Below are 17,339 nucleotides of genomic sequence, written 5' to 3'. Positions count from 1 at the left end.
GTTTCGTTGGTGTCAGCCTGATCGGGCGACACAACAACGGCGGATGAATAGTCGGTGGTAGAGCGGCCGGGAGATGGAAGGGCAGGCTGCCACCGCGCTCCCCCACGCTCAGGCCGCCCGCGGCCAGCTCCAGCTCGGCCAGGTGCGCGAGCACGTCGTTGGCCTGGGCGTGGGCCTGGCCGATCGCGACACTCTGGTGGGCGACCGAGGTGATCGCGTCGGTGAACCGCGGGTCGTCGCGGCCGGTGCGCTGATAGTCGTGCAGGGCGTCGACGAGTCGGCTGGCGACGTCGAGCTGCCCGGACAGGTACACCGAGTGCAGACTCACCTGCTGCGCCAGCACGTCCGCCGGGCCGGCCGATCCGGCCGGTTCGGCGCTGGCGCCGGTCGGGACGGTCACGGTCGCACCGGCGGGGACCGGGGAACCGGTCTGGAACTGACCTGCGCCGTTCACCGAGCCTCCGTTGCGTGCTGCATGGTCGACCGAGGCGCCGTGGGCGGACCCGCCGCCTGCCACCAGGCCGTTCGGGGTCCTGCCGGCTGTCTCGTGGCCGTTCGGCGTCGCGCCGTGGGCGGCTGATCCGTTCGCGGCAAAACCGTTCGGCGTCGCACCGTTCGGCGTCGCACCGTTCGGGACGGTCCCATTCGGAACAGCGCCGTTCGGCGTCGCGCCGTTCGGGACAGCGCCGTTCGTGGTGAGGGCGGCGGCACCGACCGTGGCCAGAACGGGGGTGGGGGCCGTCTGGACGGCAGCGCCGATGATGGTGTATTCGCTGGCCAGCGCCGTCGCGTAGGCGTCGCGGCGGGCCGGCGGGGTGTACTCGGGGGCGGACAGGGTGATCGTCGGACCCTTCGACACCGCAACCTCGGGGACGTCCGCCTGGTAGCGGTTGAGCCCGGTCAGCGGGGCGCCGAGGACGGCGAGCTGGACGGCGGCCGCCTTGAGTGCGACGTCGCTGTCGCCGAGCGGGCCGGCATCGGTGGGGATGGCGACGACGTCCGCGTCGGGCAGGATCTGGCGGACCAGCCGGGTGAGCACCTGCTTGGGTCCGAACTCGACGAACACGGTGGCCCCGGCGGCGTGCGCGGCCCGCACGGCGCCGACGAACTCGACCGGCTCGAGCAGCTGACGGGCGAGCACCGCGGCGTTCGCGGCCGGGTCCGGCCCGTAGCTGGCACCGTCGGTGTTCGGGTAGACGGGGGCCTTCGGCTCGGTGACGGGAGTCGCCGCGAGCGCGGCGGCGAACCGGTCGACGGCGTGCGCGACGTAGCGGGTGTGGAAGGCGGCCGACACCGGCAGCGGACGGACATCCAGGCCGTCCTCGGCGCAGCGGCGGACGAACGCCGCCACCGCGTCGCTCGGTCCGCCGACGACGACCTGCTCGGGGGCGTTGTGGTTGCAGATGACGACATCGGGATGCTCGGCGAGCAGCGCGGTGACCCGCTCCCGCCCGGCCGGCACCGCCGCCATGCTGCCCGTCTCGACGGCCTCGGCGTCCTCGGCGCCGGTGGCATCCGGGGTGGGCGGGGCCATGGCCCGGCCGCGTTCGCGGGCGAGACGGAAATAGCCCTCGGCGTCGACGGCACCGGCGGCGTGCAGCGCGGTGAGCTCGCCGAAGCTGTGACCGAGGTAGCCGACCGGGTCCAGGCCGAGTTCCCGCAGGTAGCGCAGCTGCCCGACGGACAGTGCACCGATCGCCGGCTGGGCGTGCTCGGTGGCCCGCAGCTCCACCTCCTGGCGCTGGCGCTCGGCGGCGTCGAACACCGGCGGGGGGAACACGACGGCCCCCAGGCGTCGGGCGGCCCCGTCGAAGGCGGCGTTCGCCTCGTCGAAGGCGGTACCGACCGGCGGCACGTTCACCGCGGCCTCGAGCCCCATGTCCAGGTACTGGCTGCCCTGGCCGGCGAACAGCGCCGCCACGGCGAGGTTCTGCTGCGCCGCGGCCCGGAAGTGAACGCCGCGTGGGTGCGACCATTCAGTGGCTTCGGGGGCGCGTTCGAGCTGGGCGATCGCGAGTTCACGCAGGTCCGCGGCGCTCTCGTCATCGCGGGCGGCGAAGCCGAGCCGGGCGTGGGTGGCCGGGATCGGCTCGCCGGCGTCCGCGGCGGTGCCGGGTGCCTCGGCGCGCAGCAGCTCGAGCAGGGCGGCGGTGTCGGGGGCGTGCCACAGGTGGGCGGTCGCGGTGCGGTGCAGCACGCGCAGGTCGGTGCGGTCGCCGGTGTACTCCTCGAGCACGACGTGGAAGTTCGTGCCGCCGAAACCCATCGCCGAGGCGGCGGCGCGGCGCACCGGGCGGTGCGGGTCGCGGATCCACGGCCGGTTGGCGATGTTGATGTAGAAGGGGGCGTCGCCGAAGTCGACGGCGCTGTTCGGCCGGTCGACGTTGATCGTCGGCGGCAGCACCTTGTGGTAAAGGCCGAGGGCGAGCTTCATCAGGCTGGCGGTGCCGGCGGCGCCCTTGGTGTGGCCGATCTGCGACTTGACGCTGCCGAGCGCGGCGAACTGCGTCTCCTTGCTCGCGTCACGCAGCAGGTCGCCCAGCGCGGTGAGCTCGGTGCGGTCGCCGACGGCGGTGCCGGTGGCGTGCGCCTCGAACAGTTCCACGGAGTCCGGGCTGCACTCGGCGTCGGTGTAGGCGCGGTCGAGGGCGACCCGCTGGCCCTCGGCCCGCGGCGCGTAGATGCTCTTGTGCCGACCGTCGGACGAGGAACCGAGGCCGCGGATGACGGCGTAGATCCGGTTGCCGTCGCGTTCGGCGTCGGCGAGGCGGCGCAGCGCCAGCATGCCGATGCCCTCGCCGAGCAGCGTGCCGTCCGCGTCGTCGGAGAACGGGCTGATCGTGCCGGACTTCGACAGGGCCTGCACCTTGGAGAAGCACATGTAGATGAAGATCGTGTTCTCGGTGTCGACGCCACCGGTGATCATCGTGTCGGCCCGGCCATCGAGGAGTTCGGCGATCGCCAGGCGCACCGCGGACAGCGAGGCGGCGCACGCCGCGTCCACCGTGGTGTTCAGGCCGCCGAGGTCCAGGCGGTTCGCGACCCGGCCGGCGACGACGTTCGCGAGCAGACCGGGGAAGGAGTTCTCCTCCCACGGCGCGTACGCGGCGGTGTAGCGGCGGACGATCTCGTCGGCGTCGGCGTCGGTCAGCCCGGTGCTGCGGGCGGCCTCGCGCAGCACCGGGGTGGACAGCCGGGCGGCCAGCGGGTGCATCAGCGGGACGGGACCGGTGGTGCCGAGCACCACGCCGGTGCGTCCGGAGTCGTACCAGTCGGCGTCGCGGCCGGCGGTGTCCCGGGCGCCGGCGTCGCGCAGCAGGTCCCGGGCGACACCGAGGCTCAGCGTCTGCATGGTGCTGGTGACCTCGAGCTGGTTCGGCGGCAGGCCGAACTCCAGCGGGCTGAACTCGACGTCCGGGATGAACGCGCCGCGGCGCGAGTAGGTGCGGTCCGGGGCGGCGGGGTCGGCGTCGTAGTAGTCGTCGAGGTCCCAGCGGGAGGCGGGGACCTCGCTGGTGCAGTCGGCGCCGTCGACGACGTTCTGCCAGTACTCGCGGTGGTTACGGGCCATCGGGAACAGGCCCGACATACCCACGATCGCGATCGGGTTACGGGCGAGCCGCCGGGAGTCCAGATCGACAGGCGCGGTAGGGCGCGCGGGCTTGGTCACGAAGGTCCCTTCTCAGGGCCGGCAACGGGGGTGGCCGGGCGGAGGGGCGCGAAGATCGCGGACAGGCCGTGGGGGCGGCCGTCAGGCAGAAGGCAGGCGGGAACAGGCAGGCGAAAACAGGCAGGCGGGAATCAGACCGGTGCCGTCAGGCCGTGGAGGCCAGGGGCCCGGGGGGGGAGGGGAGGCCGTCAGGCGGCGGTGAGCCAGGAGGCGCGCTCGACGAGGTCCGCCATGTCGTCGGCGAACCGGCTGTGGCCGCCGGTGTTCGGGTGCAGACCGTCGGCACTCCACAGCGCCCGACCGGACCAGTCGGCGTCGGCGGCGATGTCCAGGTGCAGCGTGTGGGTCGCCGCACACACCTCGCGCAGCACCTCGTTGGCGTAGGCGAACCGCTCGCGCAGCAGGCCGCGGAACTCCTCCGGCAGCGGCAGGTTCGCCGGGATGTCGGGGTAACTGGCGGTGAACACGGTGGTGTCCAGGCCCGACAGCGACTCGAAGATGGTCCGCAGGTTCGCGGTGAACCGGTCCGGCGCGTAGTCCTGGACCAGGTCGTTGACGCCGACGATGACGCCGATCAGCGGCGACTTGCGGGCCAGCGCCTGGTGCAGCTGGGTGTCGACGACGACCTGGGTGGTCGCCTGGTAGGCACCGAGGTTGCGGGTCTCCCGGGGGGAGACGCCCATCCGCCGGGCGAACCGGCGGGCCCAGCCGATGTAGGAACCGTCGGTGGCGACGTCGCCGCGGCCCTCGACGAAGCTGTCACCAAGAGCGGTGAACCGTGCTGCGGGCATTGTTCGTCTCCCCTTTCGAAGGCCGCGAAGCGACGCGCTGTTGACGTGCCGTTGACGTGCTGTTCAGGACCGGGTGGTGATCCGACGGTCGACCGGGAAGTCGACCTCCTCGTAGAGCTTCTCGAGGTTGGACGGGGCGAAGAACTCCTCGCCGGGAATACCACCGGCGATGAGACCGAAGAACTTCGTGGTGTATTCCGGGCTCAGGCTGGTGGCCCGGAAGACCGAGTCGTAGTAGGGGGTCAGGCTCAGTTCCGCGATGCTGCAGGTGAGCTCGAACGTGCCGTTGCTCTCGGCATCCCGGATCTTCACGTACTCCGCAACCGCCTCGTCGACCGGGCGGGCACCGGAAAGGCCCTCGTGCAGCTTCTCGGCGAGTACCTCGGTGTACTTCAGGGCGTCGGTGATGCCCCAGCCGGTGAAGGGGTCCTTGTGGTAGCCGGCGTCGCCGACCAGGGCCCAGCCGGGCCCGGCGGAACGGCGGTAGAAGTTGTCCGGGTAGGACATCGCCCGGAAGTTCTCCTCACGCTTTCCACGGGCCCGCAGGTCCTCGCCGAGCTCCGGCACGATCTGGTCGAAGATCTCCTGGAAGCTGCCGTCGATGTCGGCGCGGAACTCCCGCATCCGCTCGCGGCGGCGCATGACGGCCAGCAGCATGTTGCCGTCGTGCGTGGGCCAGGCGCCGAACTGCTGCTCGCCGAAACCGGTGCGGTGGTGGAAGGGCCAGTCCAGGCCGCTGAAGTAGGAGTAGTACACGAAGCAGGCAGCCGGCACGGACCGGTAGATCTCGGCTCCGACCAGGTTCGCCACGGTGGAGTTGCGGCCGTCGGCGCCCACCACGAACGGGGCGCGGAAAACCTGCTCGGGACCGTCGCCCACCCGGCCGCGCACACCGGCGGCCCGTCCGTCGTCGAAGACGACCTCGGTGACGGTGAAACCCTCGAGCACCTCGGCGCCGGCCTTGCGGGCCTCGTCGACGAGAATCTCGTCGAGGACGGTCCGCCGCGGCGAGTAGACCTCGGTGATCCCGTCGATCGGGTCGGCGAAACCCTGGAGAAAGATATCGGTGTAGGAGAAGGTAAGGTGCCGCATCGGCGGCACACCGGTGGCGACGAGTCGGTCCAGAATTCCCCAGGACTTGAGCCGCGAAAGGCCCGCCTGGTGAATGTAGTGGGTGGAGACGGTGTCACTGGGGAAAGTGGCACGGTCGACCACGAGAACCTTGTGGCCCTGCCGCGCGAGCAGCATCGCCAGCGGCGATCCGGCGCAGCGTGCGCCCACCACGATAACGTCGTACATCTGCGGTTCCTCCCGTCGTCGTCCGGCGGCGGCCGGCTGTACGGTGTTCCCCTCGGGTGCGCACGGATCCTGCTCGGTCACGGATCCGGCGCGGGTGGAGAGACGTTCTTCTCGGCCTCGGTTGTCATCGTGCTGATCGGACGGAGATAAATCCACCTGGCCGGTGGACATCTCATCGGCCGATAAGACCGCGCAATCGAGTGGTCGACATCACTGGTAAATAGTTTCGATCGCCGCGGTGAAATCCCGTTCGATGGTCGCGCGGCGCAGCTTCAACGACGGGGTGAGCTGCCCGGCGGCGACGGCGAAGTCGGGCTCGACCACCCGGAACTGGCGGATCGACTCGGCCCGTGACACCAGGCTGTTGGCATCGTCGACGGCGACCTGGAGCTCGGCGAGCAGCCGCGGATGCTCGAGATGTGCCACCGGCTGCCCCGGTGCCTCGGAGTCGACGGGCACGCCGTTGGCCTGCGCCCAGGCGGCGAACGGGACGGGGTCCAGGGTGATCAGCGCCGAGACGAACGACCGCCCCTCCCCGAGGACGATGCAGTTGCTCACCAGCGGGTGCAGGCGGACCCGGTCCTCCAACGGCGTCGGCGCGACGTTCTTGCCGCTGGCCGTCACCAGGATCTCCTTGCGGCGCCCGGTGATGACCAGATAGCCGTCATCGTCGAGACGGCCGATGTCGCCGGTGTGCAGAAAGCGCTCCTCGGCCGGCCCGGTGGCGTCCCGGCCGACGGCGCGCTGCTGACCCGACCAGTACCCGGGTGAGACGTTCGGCCCGGCCACCAGCACCTCACCGTCGTCGGCGATGGCGACGGTGACCCCGGGGATCGGACGTCCGACGGTCGAGCGGCGGTTCGTCCCCGGCGCGTTCACCGTGACCGCCGTCGCGGCCTCGGTGAGCCCGTAGCAGTTCAGGACGGTGACTCCGGCGCTGGCGTAGAACGCCGCGGTGGTGTCGTCCAGGGACGCGCCGCCGGAGATGACATGGGTGAGCCGGCCACCGAGCGCGCCGGCGACCTCGTCGTGGGCCAGGTCGCGCACCCGCTTGCGAATCTTCTCCAGCGCGTACGGGACCAGGCACAGCATCGTCGGACGCAGCTGCGCCAGCGCGCCGACGAGCTCGGGGATGCCCGGCAGCAGCACCGTGCGGGTGCCGGCGTACAGGCAGGCGAACAGGACCGTCTGGCCGAACACGTGCGCCAGCGGCAGGCCGAGCGCGGTGGTGGCCTGGGCGCCGTCGGCATCCACCCGGAACAGGTCGCCGGTCTGCTCGACGGTGCCGGCCGAGGAGGCCCAGATGTTGCGGTGGGTGAGCATGCAGCCCTTGGGCAGGCCGGTCGTACCCGACGTGTAGATGATCATTGCCAGGTCGTCCGCACGGACCTTGCCGCCACGCTGGGCGAACTCGTCGCCGAACCGGTCGTCCCCGGCCGGCTCGGCGGGGTCGGCTGCCACCCAGCCGTCCACCTCGGGCAGGGGCCACACCGGGTGCCGCAGTCCGGAGCCGGCGGCCTCGGTGACCAGATCGACCTGTTCCTCGGACTCGGCGAACGCCCAGTTCGCGCCCGAGTCGGCGAGGATGTGGCGAACCTGCGCCGCGGACGCCGTCGGATAGACCGGGACGATCACCGCGCCGAGGCCGAGCGCGGCCAGGCTCAGCAGCGCCCACGGATAGCTCGTCCGCCCCATGATCGCGACCCGGTCGCCCGGTTCGACGCCCGCGATGAGCAGGTGCGCGGCGACGGTGCGGGCCTGGTGGACAAGCTGACGACCGGTGATTTCCCCCGGCTCGCCGGCGGGGACGTCCGCCCGGACGAACACCGTCCGCTCGGGATACGTCCGGGCGCCCTGTTCGACCGCGGACCAGATTCCCTGGTCATCGGGCAGGATGACAGCACCGTCCGTGCTGGATTTCGGCACGTTCCCTCACCTTCCTGCATAGCACGGAAGCCGTAGCACCGCATTTCAGGGTGAAACACGGCCAGGATTCCACCAGCAAGTGTGGAATTACACCGATGAGCCAGCAAGGCGATTTATTCGATTGATACGAGCGGTCGTTTCTTCCTATCGCCGCGCCCGGACCTCGGGGGCCCGGTAGGTTGGAATCTGGAATGGCCGTGACGCCTCGACGTACTCGAGGAAAAGGTCGACCAGCGGCGCGTCGTTCGCCGCCCGCCAGACGACGTAGAGGTCGAGGGTGGGCACCGGGTCGTACAGCTGGACGGGGGTGGGCCGCGGCCCGCCGACCGCCGAGCCGATGTGCAGGCCACGGGACACCGATGCGAACCCGACCAGGGGTTTCACCGACACGACGATCGCCGTCGCACTCGGATCGTCGACCTCGTGGGCGACCGTCAGGGTGATGCCGCTGGCCTCGGCGGCGGCGTGAATCGCGTCGTACATGGCCGGGCTCTTCTCCCGGGCGAACAGCACGCACTGCTGGCGGGCGAGCTCGCCGAAGGCAATGCCGCCACGCCCCGCCCACATGTGGGCGTTGCCGACCACCGCGACCAGCGGCACCCGGAACAACCGGCGGGAGGCGAACTCCGGCGACGACGGACGGCCGTACACGATGGCGACGTCCAGCTCGCCGGAGGCGAGCCCCGCGAGCTGCGGCCCGGTGCGCTGCTCGACCAGGCTCACACTGACATCGGGATAGTCCGTGGCCATCTTCGCCATGGCCACCGGAACGACGTGCTGACCGCCGGGGAAATTGAACCCGACCCGCACGACCCCGGTACGCCCAGCGGCGACCTCGCGAGCGGTGTGCGTGGCCTTGTTCATCTGGGAAATAATGGACCGGGCCTCGGCCTCGAAAGCCCTTCCGGCTGCCGTGAGCCGAACGTCGTGGGACGTCCGGGCGACGAGCTCGACACCGAGATTACGTTCGAGTCGCTGCAGCTGCTGACTCAGCGACGGCTGGGACAGATGTAGGCGAGCGGCTGCGCGACCGAAATGCAGCTCCTCTGCGATCGCCAGAAAGGACACCAGATGCCGCAACTCCATGGCCACCTCCACAGGGGCATCGAGCTTCAGCGTAACGGTGCCGACTAACCCCCGGTGAACCGCACCTTCCCACCACGGGTCTCCACAGTGGCGAACGTCTGCTTCGCAGCGTGTCTCCCACCACATCCATACAGCACGCTACTGATTCACTACCCATTCACAACACCGCTGTCGGGAGCAGCTGTACCCGAAGCTCCTGGATGCCGCGCACGATCAGGTTCGGCCGGTAGGGCGGGGTGTCGACCACCGGAATCATGCTCGGTGCCCGGCGGGCGAGCTCTCGCAGCAGAAGTTCCACTTCGAGACGCACCATCGGCGCACCGATGCAGTAGTGATGCCCACGGCCGAAGCCGAGATGGCGCGGCACCCGCGCCCCACCCGCGTAGCGGGTGAAGTCGAGTCGGTCCGGGTCGTCGTAGACCGTTGCGTCCCGGTTCGCCCCGGCCAGCAGGATGATCACACCGTCGCCCTCGGTGAACCGCTCCCCCGAGACCTCGGTGTCACGCACCGCCCGGCGGGTGGTCAGGTGCGACGGGGTGCTGTAGCGCATGAGCTCGTCGACGGCGGGGCCGGCCAGATCCGGATTGGCCTGCAATGCGGCGTACTGGTCGGGATGGCGGATCAGGTTGTCGAACATGCTCGAGATCAGGCTGACCGTCGTCTCGTGTCCGGCGACAAGCAGGACGACCAGGGTCGCGAGCATCTCGTCGCCGGTCAGCCGGTCGCCCTCGGCTTCGGCGAGCGCGAGTGCACTGACCAGGTCGTCGGCGGGCTCGGCTCGGCGGCGCGCGGTGAGCTCGGTGAAGTACGCGCGGATCGCCCGCGCCGAGCGCTGCCGGTTGTCGACCTCGGCCGGGCTCAGCAGGACGTCCGGGTCCAGCCCCCGAGCCAGCCCGTGCGACCAGGAACGCACCATTGCATGATCGGCCGCTGGCACACCCATCAGCTCGGCGACCATCGTCAGTGGCAACGGATAGGCGATCGCCTCGACCAGGTCCACCTCACCGGCGACGATTGCCGCGTCCACCAGTTCGGTGACCAGCTCCCGGGCCCGGACCCGCATCGCCTCGATCCGCCGGCCGCTGAACGCCTTGCTGACCAGCCGCCGGATGCGGGTGTGGTCCGGCGGCTCCATCCACAGAAAGGACGTCGGCAGGTCCGACCCGTCGCTGTCGGGATGCATCAGGTCGCGTTCCTCGGCGTGGCTCCACGCCGGGTCCTGCAGGATCGCGTCGATCTCCCGGTAGCGGGTGACCAGCCGCATCCCCCCGAGCGGCGCCGGGACGAACGGCCCCGCCTCCCGCAGCACCCGGTAGTTGGGAAAGGTGTCGTGATGCCAGGCCGGATCGAAGATGTTCACCGCCGCCTGTTCCGGTGTGATCCCGGCTACGTCGACACCTCCTGCCTGCGCGCCGACGCCGTCTCCCGTGGTGGCCGCGGCTGGGGCGATAGTGGGGGCTGGACCAGCGAAGGTGTCCACGGCGGAGCTCCTCACAGCATCGTCATTAGGGCTGACCACATGGCGCGGCACATTCCCGTCCCGCCCCCACCCTTGTCACACAAAGTCACCTTCGGGCTTTTGCCCATTCCGCTGACAGCCCGGGATGGGCGGGGTGCGGACGGGAACAGGTGCCAGCGGACGGGAGCGGGTGTCAGCGGGAGTCGGCGGGCAGGGCGCGACAGGCACGGACGAAGTGGTCCAGCTCGTCGACCCGGTCGGAGGGGGCGTCGACCGCGCGGCGGACCACCCGGACCAGGTGCTCGTAGGCCTCGGTGTGGTCGTAGTGGGCGGTGTCGGCGATGCGCAGCGCCCAGCGCCAGTAACCGCGCAGGGTGTCGGCCAGAGGCATCCGGAACTGGGCGATCGCCTCGCGGATCGGCTCGACGACGGCGTCGCCGTAGCGGTGCAGGTAGGTCTCGACCATGTCGGCCATGAAGGTGAAGTGGCGGGCCTCGTCCCGGCTGAGCCGGTTGAGGACCTCGGCGAGCACCGGATCACCGACGACGGCCTTGAGGTTCTGGTAGTAGATCTGGGTCGCCTTCTCCTGCACCAGGGTGTAGGCGAACAGCGCGGCGGGATGCTCGTGCGGCAGGCTGAACCGCTTGCGGCCCTCCTCGGCGAGCTCGCGGCGCAGCGGTCCGGCCGCGGAGATCCCCGATTCCACCTGGTAGCGGAACAGGGCCCGGGCGTGGCTGTCCTCCTCCTGCGCCCAGCGCACGGTGAAGTGGTAGATCTCCCGGTTGAGCAGGAACGTCTCGACGTCGGTGTCGGCGTCCAAGGGGAACCTGCTGCCGTAGAGGGCGAAGTAGCCGGGCAGGTGATCCTCGATGAAGGTGATGAACCGGACGGCGGAGCGCTGCCCGTCGGTGAGCCGGTTCGCGTCGGCGGCGGCCCAGTCGAAGTCCCGCTCGACGTCCCAGCGCCGGCTCACCGGCGAGGCGGCCATGAACGCGGTGACGGCGCGGTCCAGGTCGTCCGCGGGCAGCCCGACCGAGCGCACCGGCATCGCCAGTGCCGACGCCGGCAACCCGGCGCCGCCCCCATCGCCCGGGCGGGCCGTGGCGTCCGAAGGTGCTGTGGCGTCCGAAGGTGCCGTGGCGTCCGAAGGGATGGCGCCGGCGGGCACGGAGCGGAGGTCAGCGGCCATTGCGGCAGACCAGGGCGTAGTGCTTGGTGGTGAAACCCCAGCCGGCGTTCGCGACCTCGAGGTAACGGGTGAGCGCTGCCGCCATGCCGGGGCGCAGCTCGTCGATCGCGGCCGCGGACTCCCCCACCCGGACCAGCCAGTCCTCGATGGTGCGGCGGTAGTCCTCGGTGAGGTCCTCGACACCGTCCACCGAGAACCCGGCGTCCTCGACCGCGCGGACCAGCTCCGACAGCGGGCGCATGTCGCCCCAGCCGAAGATGGAGTTGCGGACGAACTCGGTGCCGGCGCGCCGGTCGAACTCGTCGCGGGCGGCGGCGTTGCGAAAGCACGTCTCGGAGACGTAGTAGCGCCCACCGCGGCGCAGCATCGCCCGGGCTCGGCGCACGGCGAGGTCGACGTCGGGCATGTGGACGATGGAGCCGAGCATGGTGACGGCGTCGAAGGAGCGCTCGGGCAGTGCCGCGTCCTCGAACCGGCCGACGGTGGTGGTGACCCGGTCGATCACGCCGAGCTGGGCGGCCCGGGTGGCGATGAACTCGTGCTGGCGCCCGGCCGGACTGATGCCCGTCACCCTGGCGTCGTACTCGCGGGCCATGAACAGGATCAGCGAGCCCCAGCCACAGCCGACGTCGAGCAGCCGCGACCCGGGGGTGAGGTGCAGCAGGTCGGCGACGAAGTGCAGCTTGGCGACCTGCGCCTCGGCAAGGGTGATCGGCTCGGTGCGGTAGAGCCCGGAGGAGTACTTGCGCAGCGGGTCGAGGAACAGCCCGAAGATCTCCGGGTCGAGGTCGTAGTGCTGGTTGGTCTGCCCGGGCTGCGACTGCCCGGTGGCGGAGTCGGCGGTGGCGGAGTCGGCGGTGGCGGAGTCGGCGGTCGCGGGGCTGGTTTCGGCGATGGTGGTCACGCGGCCTGCACCTGCAGTGCGGCGGTGACGACCTTGGCCAGGTCCGCGATCGAAGAGACGCCGAAGACCTCGTCGTCCTCGAGCTCGACGTCCCAGGTCTGCTCGACCTTGGCGACGACCCGCAGCAGCCGCACCGAGTCGGCACCCTCGATGCCACGCAGGTCGGTGTCGGGGACAAGCGAGTCCACGGTCACGCCGAGTTCGGCGGCGACGATCTCGGTGATCTGACGGACAATGCCGTCGGCGTCGATGCTCACTGCGGCTCCTTCGCGGTCGGATGGTCCTGCCGGGCAGGCTGGTCGGACTGGTCAGGCTGGTCAGGCTGGTCGGACTGGTCGGACTGGTCGGGCGAGGCGTCGGCAGCGGTGGTGGTCAGCGCCTGGCCGAGCCGGGTGGCCTCCGGGGCGCTCAGCGCGATGCGGTCCCGGGCGGTACCGAACGAGACGTTGCGGTAGGTCGCCGTGGCGGTCACGACGGTGGCGCCGTCGGCGTCGAGGATCTCCGCCGACGCGCTGGTCAGCGGGCCATCGGCACCCTGACCCAGCCGCGCCACGCAGATGTACTCGGCGCCGACACTGACCGGGGCGAGGTAGCGCAGCCGCATGCTGACGGTGAACGCGACCTGCCCGGTGCGCACCACGATGAGGTTGCCCATCGTCTCGTCGACGACGACGCCGAGCAGCCCGCCGTGCACGACCCCCGGGTAGGACTCGTAGCTGCGCCCGAGCCGGAACGTGGTCGCGATCCCCTCGGGATGGTCGGTGAACTGCAGCGCGATGCCGTGCGGGTTGTGCGGCGAGCAGCCGAAGCAGCGGTAGTCCTCCAGCACCGCCCACGGCAGCTCGGGTGCGGTGGTGGGCGGTGGTTCGACGGTGGTCATGCCAGGGCCTCGGCGAGTCGACGGCGGACGCGTCCGTTGGTGCTGACGTCCAGGCCGGTCAGCGCCGAGAAGGCGCGGCGGATGTTGTCCTGCAGCCGGTCGAGCTCGCCCTCGGTGGCGATGCCGGCGAGGAACATGTCGAACGCGGTGTCGATCGTCTCGTGGTCCTCGACCTCGGCGAGCCCGCTCTTGAACACTCCGACGGGATGCTTGATGCGCTGCTCGGACGTGTACACGTAGAGCGTCTCGAGCACCGAGGACAGCTCGTCCGGGTGCGTCTGGAGACGGCGGCGGGCGTAGTGGACGAACTCCCGGGCGTGCCCGGCCTCGTCCCGGCTCGCGCGCAGCATCAGGCCGCGCAGCACCGGTTCCTGCACCCAGGCGGCGACCGACCGGTAGACGTGGTTGACCGTGAGCTCGGAGATGATGTTCGTGGCGAGGGTGGCGCATGGGGTGGTGCCTGGCCCGTACGGGGCACGCATCGCCTCGACCGGGGCGCTCGGCATGGTCACGCCGACGGCGTCCAGCCAGGTCCGGAAGGCGAAGTGGTGCTGGAGCTCCTCGTACCCCCAGACCGCGACGAACGCCGAGAAGTCGTAGTCGTCGAACTCGTTGAGGAAGCCGTGCTGGGCGGCGATCGAGTTCGCCTCCCCCATCACCGAGCTCTTGACCATCGTGACGTACTCGGGACGCACCTGGTCGAGGTCTATCTCGTCGAAGGGGAGATCCTCGATCGTCCAGCGTTTGCGTTCGTAATGGCGGAAGACGTCATAGCCGTGCATCGGGATCAACCTCCGTCGGGGGCCGGACGGGTCACCGGGGTCAGCGAGCGCATCGGGGTCGCCGGGCCTGGCGGGGGCGCCAGGCCGGTCAGGGCTGGGATCGGGCCAGGTCACGGGCCTCCACGCGGCGGAACTTGCCGCTGGAGGTGCGTGGCAGCACGTCCGGGGCGACCAGGCGCACGGACACCTCGGCCAGGCCCAGCGCCGCGCCGATCGCCGTGCGCAGCCCGGTGGCCAGTCCGATCCGGTCGGCGGCCTGCTCCAGGGTGGTCTCGGCGATCACGGTGAGTGTCTCGACGCCCGCGTCGTCGGTGTCGGCGACGGCCACACACCGACGGCGATGGATCCCCGGTGCGTCGCGCACGAGCGCCTCGGCGTCCTCGGGGTAGTAGTTCACCCCGCGAATGATGATCATCTCCTTGCGCCGGCCGCTGATGTACAGCTCGTCGCCGACCCGAAAGCCGAGATCCCCGGTGGCCAGCCAGTCGTCCGACGTCGACGCGGCCGGCCGGCCGGCGGTGGGCTGCACCGGAACCGTCGCCGACGTCAGGTCGGACGCCACCACCAGGTCGGATGCCGAGCCCAGGCCCGGTGCCGGAGACAGTCCCGGGGCCAGGCCCGGGGCCGGCTCGGCGACGGCGACGGCCGCGAGGGAGGCAGGGGCGGAGGCGGGGGCGGTCAGGGTTCGGGGGTCGGCACCGGCGGTCAGGTAACCGGCGGTGACGGCGTCGCCGGCGATCTCGATCTCGCCGACGGTGCCGTCGGGCAGCTCGCGGCCCTGCTCGTCGACGATGCGCAGCCGCATCCCCCGCACGGGCCGCCCGAGTCCGACCAGGCCACGTGCCCCGGGCGCACCCGCCCCGGCGGGTAGCGCCAGACCGTCCCGGGCGAGGCGTTCGCGGTCGACCCAGGTCGTCGTCGGCCGCCGGCCCAGCTGAGGGAAGGTGACGGCGAGAGTCGCCTCGGCCATCCCGTAGACCGGGAACATCGTCTCGGGCGCGAACCCGGCCGGACCGAACCGTGCCGCGAACCGATCGACGGTGACCGGGTTGACCGGCTCGGCGCCGTTGAACGCGATCCGCCAGCGCCGCAGGTCCAGGTCGGCCAGCTCGTCCGGGCCGACGGCGGTGAGCAGCGCGTCGTAGCCGAAGTTCGGCGACGGCGCCACCGTGCAGCCCATCGCCGCGAACGCGCGCAGCCAGCCGGCCGGGTTCTTGATGAACGTCGACGGCGACCACACCGTCATCGGCGTGCCGATCAGCACCGCGGCGAGCGTCCCGAACAGCCCCATGTCATGGTACAGCGGCAGCCAGGTCGCCCCGTGGTCGCCGGGTCGACCGAGTTCGATACCGTCGACGATCGCCGCCGTCCCGTGCACGACGTTACGGTGTGTGAGCACCACGCCCTTCGGCACCGCGGTGCTGCCCGACGTGAACTGGACGATCGCCACGTCCGCCGGCGTCACCGTCGGCAGCCCCGCGCGGGCGGAGCCGGCCTTCGTCAGCGTGGTGACGCCGAGGAAGTCGAGGTCGGGCAGGATGGGGCCGAGCCGGCGGACGATGCCGTCCACACCGGCGCCGACCAGCACCCGGCGAATCGAGGCCGCGGATGTGATGGCGTGCAGGCGGCTCGCATAGCCGGCCAGATCGGCGGCGGAGGTGGGCATCGGCATGGGGCAGGCGACGGCGCCGGCCCGGCTCGCCCCGATGACGGCGACGAGGAAGTCGGCGTTGTTGCGGCTGTACACCCCGACCCGCTCACCGAAGCCCACACCATCGGCGATCAGGCCATGGGCCAGGTCGATGGTGGCGGTCGCCAGGTCGGCAAGGCGCACCCGTTCTGCTGAGCTGGGAAAGGTCACGGCGGCGTCCGGATGTGCCGCCGCCGCCTCGTCAAGGGCGCCGGGCAGCGTCAGGCCACGCATCAGGAATGCTCCCGTCCAGGGCAGAGGGGTCCAGGGCTGGTGGGCGACGTGCGGGTCTGCTGTGGGCCGGTGCCCGGGCCAGGCACCGCTGCGGCCCCGGCGACGGCGTGGGCCAGCGCGGTCAGTTCCCCGGACGGTGCGAGGCCCGCACGGACCAGGCGAAGCGAGCCGGCATCCCCGTCCGCACCCGGGCCGAGGACCGGCACCCACCGGTGCACCTCGATGACCGGACCGATCACCGTCCCGGAGCCACCACCCGATCCAGGCCCGGCGTTCGTTCTGGGGCCGACGGCGAAGGCAAGATGACGCCGACCGGTCGCGACCACCCGGCACAGCGGCGCACGATGGGTTCCCGGGTGACGCGCGCTCGTCCAGTCTGCGAGCGGGTCGCCGTCGAACGTGATCGTGCGCAGCCCCGCTCGCAGGCCAAGGCCGGTGTACTTGGCGACCGCCTCCTTCGCCGTCCACACCCCGCGCACCGCCGCGCCCACCGGCAGGGACGGCCAGTCCGCGGTTCCGCAGAACCGCCTGGCCACCTCGGTGATCAACGGCACCGGCGTGTCCTCGACGTCCACCGCGCAGCCCGCCGGATGAAAGCCGACGACCAGCACGCCCCCGTCATGGCTGATCCCGGCCCGCGCACCCGCCGCCTGCTCACCCCGCGCCACCGGCCGGCCGCCTGGTGCGACGTCGAGTGCGGCAACGCCGGCCTCAGCGGTTCCACGGTCCTCGGCGAGGACGGTGGCCAGCAGCAGCCGCCCGGCCCGGCGCACCAGCGCCCTGGGCCACTCGACCACCCGCTCCGACACCGCCACCCGCTCCGTCAGCGCAGCCCGCTCTGTCACGGCAGCCAGGTCCGTCAGCGCGGCCAGGTCCGTCAGCGCGAGCAGATGGCACTCCAGTGCCGGCCGCGCGCCGCCGCCGCGATGGAGCTGCGGCACCGACACAGCCCGCGGCGGCGGTACGGTTCGGGATCCCGGCACGACACCACCCCTTTCGCGTCTGGTCGGTCGTCATCTGCTCAGGTGGGCATGGCCACGCGCGGGTGCAATCTGGGCGAACCATTCATGACGCAACGGGGTGGACCGGAGGTCGACCTGGTCCACGAACCGGTATGGTCCGCAGGCCGGTATGGCGGCAGAGCACGTTCCGTCGAGGGGCATCAGCGTTCCGGTTGCCGCCACCAATACTGACAATCGGCCACCGGGCGGTCAACGAACGCACTACCTCTTCTATCGATCCATCGTCGTCCGCAATGAGCCACACCGGACGGACACACCTCGCATTTCGCGGAATGCTCCGGCCACGGTTTCCTGACGTTCACCAACTATTACGTGTCGCGGCACCGCACAGTTGGCGCGCGTTCGGCCGGTGTTCGTCCACCGGCGACCCGCCATCACGCAATCCGTGAACCCGGACGCAGAACATG

The 17,339-nt window shown here is 71.1% G+C and carries 13 protein-coding genes; all 13 read right to left on the bottom strand.

What is annotated here, in order from left to right; all coding sequences use genetic code 11:
* On the bottom strand, positions 1–3,589 hold a 3,589-nt coding region (locus ND747_RS03620), incomplete at its 3' end, for a beta-ketoacyl synthase N-terminal-like domain-containing protein (protein ID WP_285899929.1).
* A gap of 269 nt (positions 3,590–3,858) precedes the next feature.
* Entirely contained in the window at positions 3,859–4,461 is a 603-nt protein-coding gene (locus tag ND747_RS03615; RefSeq protein WP_251731772.1) for an SGNH/GDSL hydrolase family protein, read from the bottom strand.
* Positions 4,462–4,524: 63 nt separating this feature from the next.
* Entirely contained in the window at positions 4,525–5,760 is a 1,236-nt protein-coding gene (locus ND747_RS03610; protein WP_251731770.1) for an NAD(P)/FAD-dependent oxidoreductase, read from the bottom strand.
* A gap of 210 nt (positions 5,761–5,970) precedes the next feature.
* Positions 5,971–7,686 (bottom strand): AMP-dependent synthetase/ligase, encoded by a 1,716-nt coding sequence (locus ND747_RS03605; RefSeq protein ID WP_251731768.1) that lies wholly within the window; start codon positions 7,684–7,686, stop codon positions 5,971–5,973.
* 144 nt (positions 7,687–7,830) lie between these two features.
* Positions 7,831–8,772: a LysR family transcriptional regulator gene (locus tag ND747_RS03600; protein WP_251731766.1), complete on the bottom strand. Its 942-nt coding sequence runs from the start codon at positions 8,770–8,772 to the stop codon at positions 7,831–7,833.
* 157 nt (positions 8,773–8,929) lie between these two features.
* Positions 8,930–10,252 (bottom strand): cytochrome P450, encoded by a 1,323-nt coding sequence (locus ND747_RS29660; protein ID WP_251731764.1) that lies wholly within the window; start codon positions 10,250–10,252, stop codon positions 8,930–8,932.
* A 172-nt stretch (positions 10,253–10,424) separates the two neighbouring features.
* Positions 10,425–11,420 carry an acyl-ACP desaturase gene (locus tag ND747_RS03590; RefSeq protein WP_374216132.1) on the bottom strand — a complete coding sequence of 332 codons (996 nt, stop codon included), beginning with the start codon at positions 11,418–11,420 and terminating at the stop codon, positions 10,425–10,427.
* On the bottom strand, positions 11,410–12,324 hold the full coding sequence (locus ND747_RS03585) for a cyclopropane-fatty-acyl-phospholipid synthase family protein (RefSeq protein WP_251731762.1): 915 nt from the start codon (positions 12,322–12,324) through the stop codon (positions 11,410–11,412). Before ND747_RS03585 ends, ND747_RS03590 begins: the two co-directional genes overlap by 11 nt.
* Positions 12,321–12,581, bottom strand: coding sequence for an acyl carrier protein (locus ND747_RS03580; protein WP_251731760.1), 261 nt, complete (start codon positions 12,579–12,581; stop codon positions 12,321–12,323). The genes ND747_RS03585 and ND747_RS03580 overlap by 4 nt, the downstream gene beginning before the upstream one ends.
* The gene (locus ND747_RS03575; RefSeq protein ID WP_251731758.1) at positions 12,578–13,204 is read right to left on the bottom strand and encodes a PaaI family thioesterase; all 627 of its coding nucleotides are present in this window, start codon (positions 13,202–13,204) and stop codon (positions 12,578–12,580) included. The genes ND747_RS03580 and ND747_RS03575 overlap by 4 nt, the downstream gene beginning before the upstream one ends.
* Complete coding sequence (locus tag ND747_RS03570; RefSeq protein ID WP_251731757.1) at positions 13,201–13,986, bottom strand: ferritin-like domain-containing protein; 786 nt, start codon at positions 13,984–13,986, stop codon at positions 13,201–13,203. The genes ND747_RS03575 and ND747_RS03570 overlap by 4 nt, the downstream gene beginning before the upstream one ends.
* An 88-nt stretch (positions 13,987–14,074) precedes the next feature.
* Positions 14,075–15,910, bottom strand: a complete 1,836-nt coding sequence (locus ND747_RS03565) for an AMP-binding protein (RefSeq protein WP_251731755.1) — start codon at positions 15,908–15,910, stop codon at positions 14,075–14,077.
* Positions 15,910–16,851 carry a 4'-phosphopantetheinyl transferase superfamily protein gene (locus tag ND747_RS29655; RefSeq protein WP_251731753.1) on the bottom strand — a complete coding sequence of 314 codons (942 nt, stop codon included), beginning with the start codon at positions 16,849–16,851 and terminating at the stop codon, positions 15,910–15,912. Before ND747_RS29655 ends, ND747_RS03565 begins: the two co-directional genes overlap by 1 nt.
* Between the last annotated feature and the right edge of the window lie 488 nt (positions 16,852–17,339).

The organism is Frankia sp. R82 (assembly GCF_023716925.1).
Taxonomy (GTDB): Bacteria; Actinomycetota; Actinomycetes; order Frankiales; family Frankiaceae; genus Frankia.
Note: the sequence above shows the minus strand (reverse complement) of the source record. Positions and strands in the feature narration are given on the sequence as shown.

Excerpts from the sequence above, each read along its gene's own strand:
- ND747_RS03610 (WP_251731770.1), bottom strand. The coding sequence starts at position 5,760 with ATGTACGACGTTATCGTGGTGGGCGCACGCTGCGCCGGATCGCCGCTG.
- ND747_RS03570 (WP_251731757.1), bottom strand. The coding sequence starts at position 13,986 with ATGCACGGCTATGACGTCTTCCGCCATTACGAACGCAAACGCTGGACG.
- ND747_RS03565 (WP_251731755.1), bottom strand. The coding sequence starts at position 15,910 with ATGCGTGGCCTGACGCTGCCCGGCGCCCTTGACGAGGCGGCGGCGGCA.
- ND747_RS03575 (WP_251731758.1), bottom strand. The coding sequence starts at position 13,204 with ATGACCACCGTCGAACCACCGCCCACCACCGCACCCGAGCTGCCGTGG.
- ND747_RS03590 (WP_374216132.1), bottom strand. The coding sequence starts at position 11,420 with ATGGCCGCTGACCTCCGCTCCGTGCCCGCCGGCGCCATCCCTTCGGAC.
- ND747_RS03600 (WP_251731766.1), bottom strand. The coding sequence starts at position 8,772 with ATGGAGTTGCGGCATCTGGTGTCCTTTCTGGCGATCGCAGAGGAGCTG.
- ND747_RS03615 (WP_251731772.1), bottom strand. The coding sequence starts at position 4,461 with ATGCCCGCAGCACGGTTCACCGCTCTTGGTGACAGCTTCGTCGAGGGC.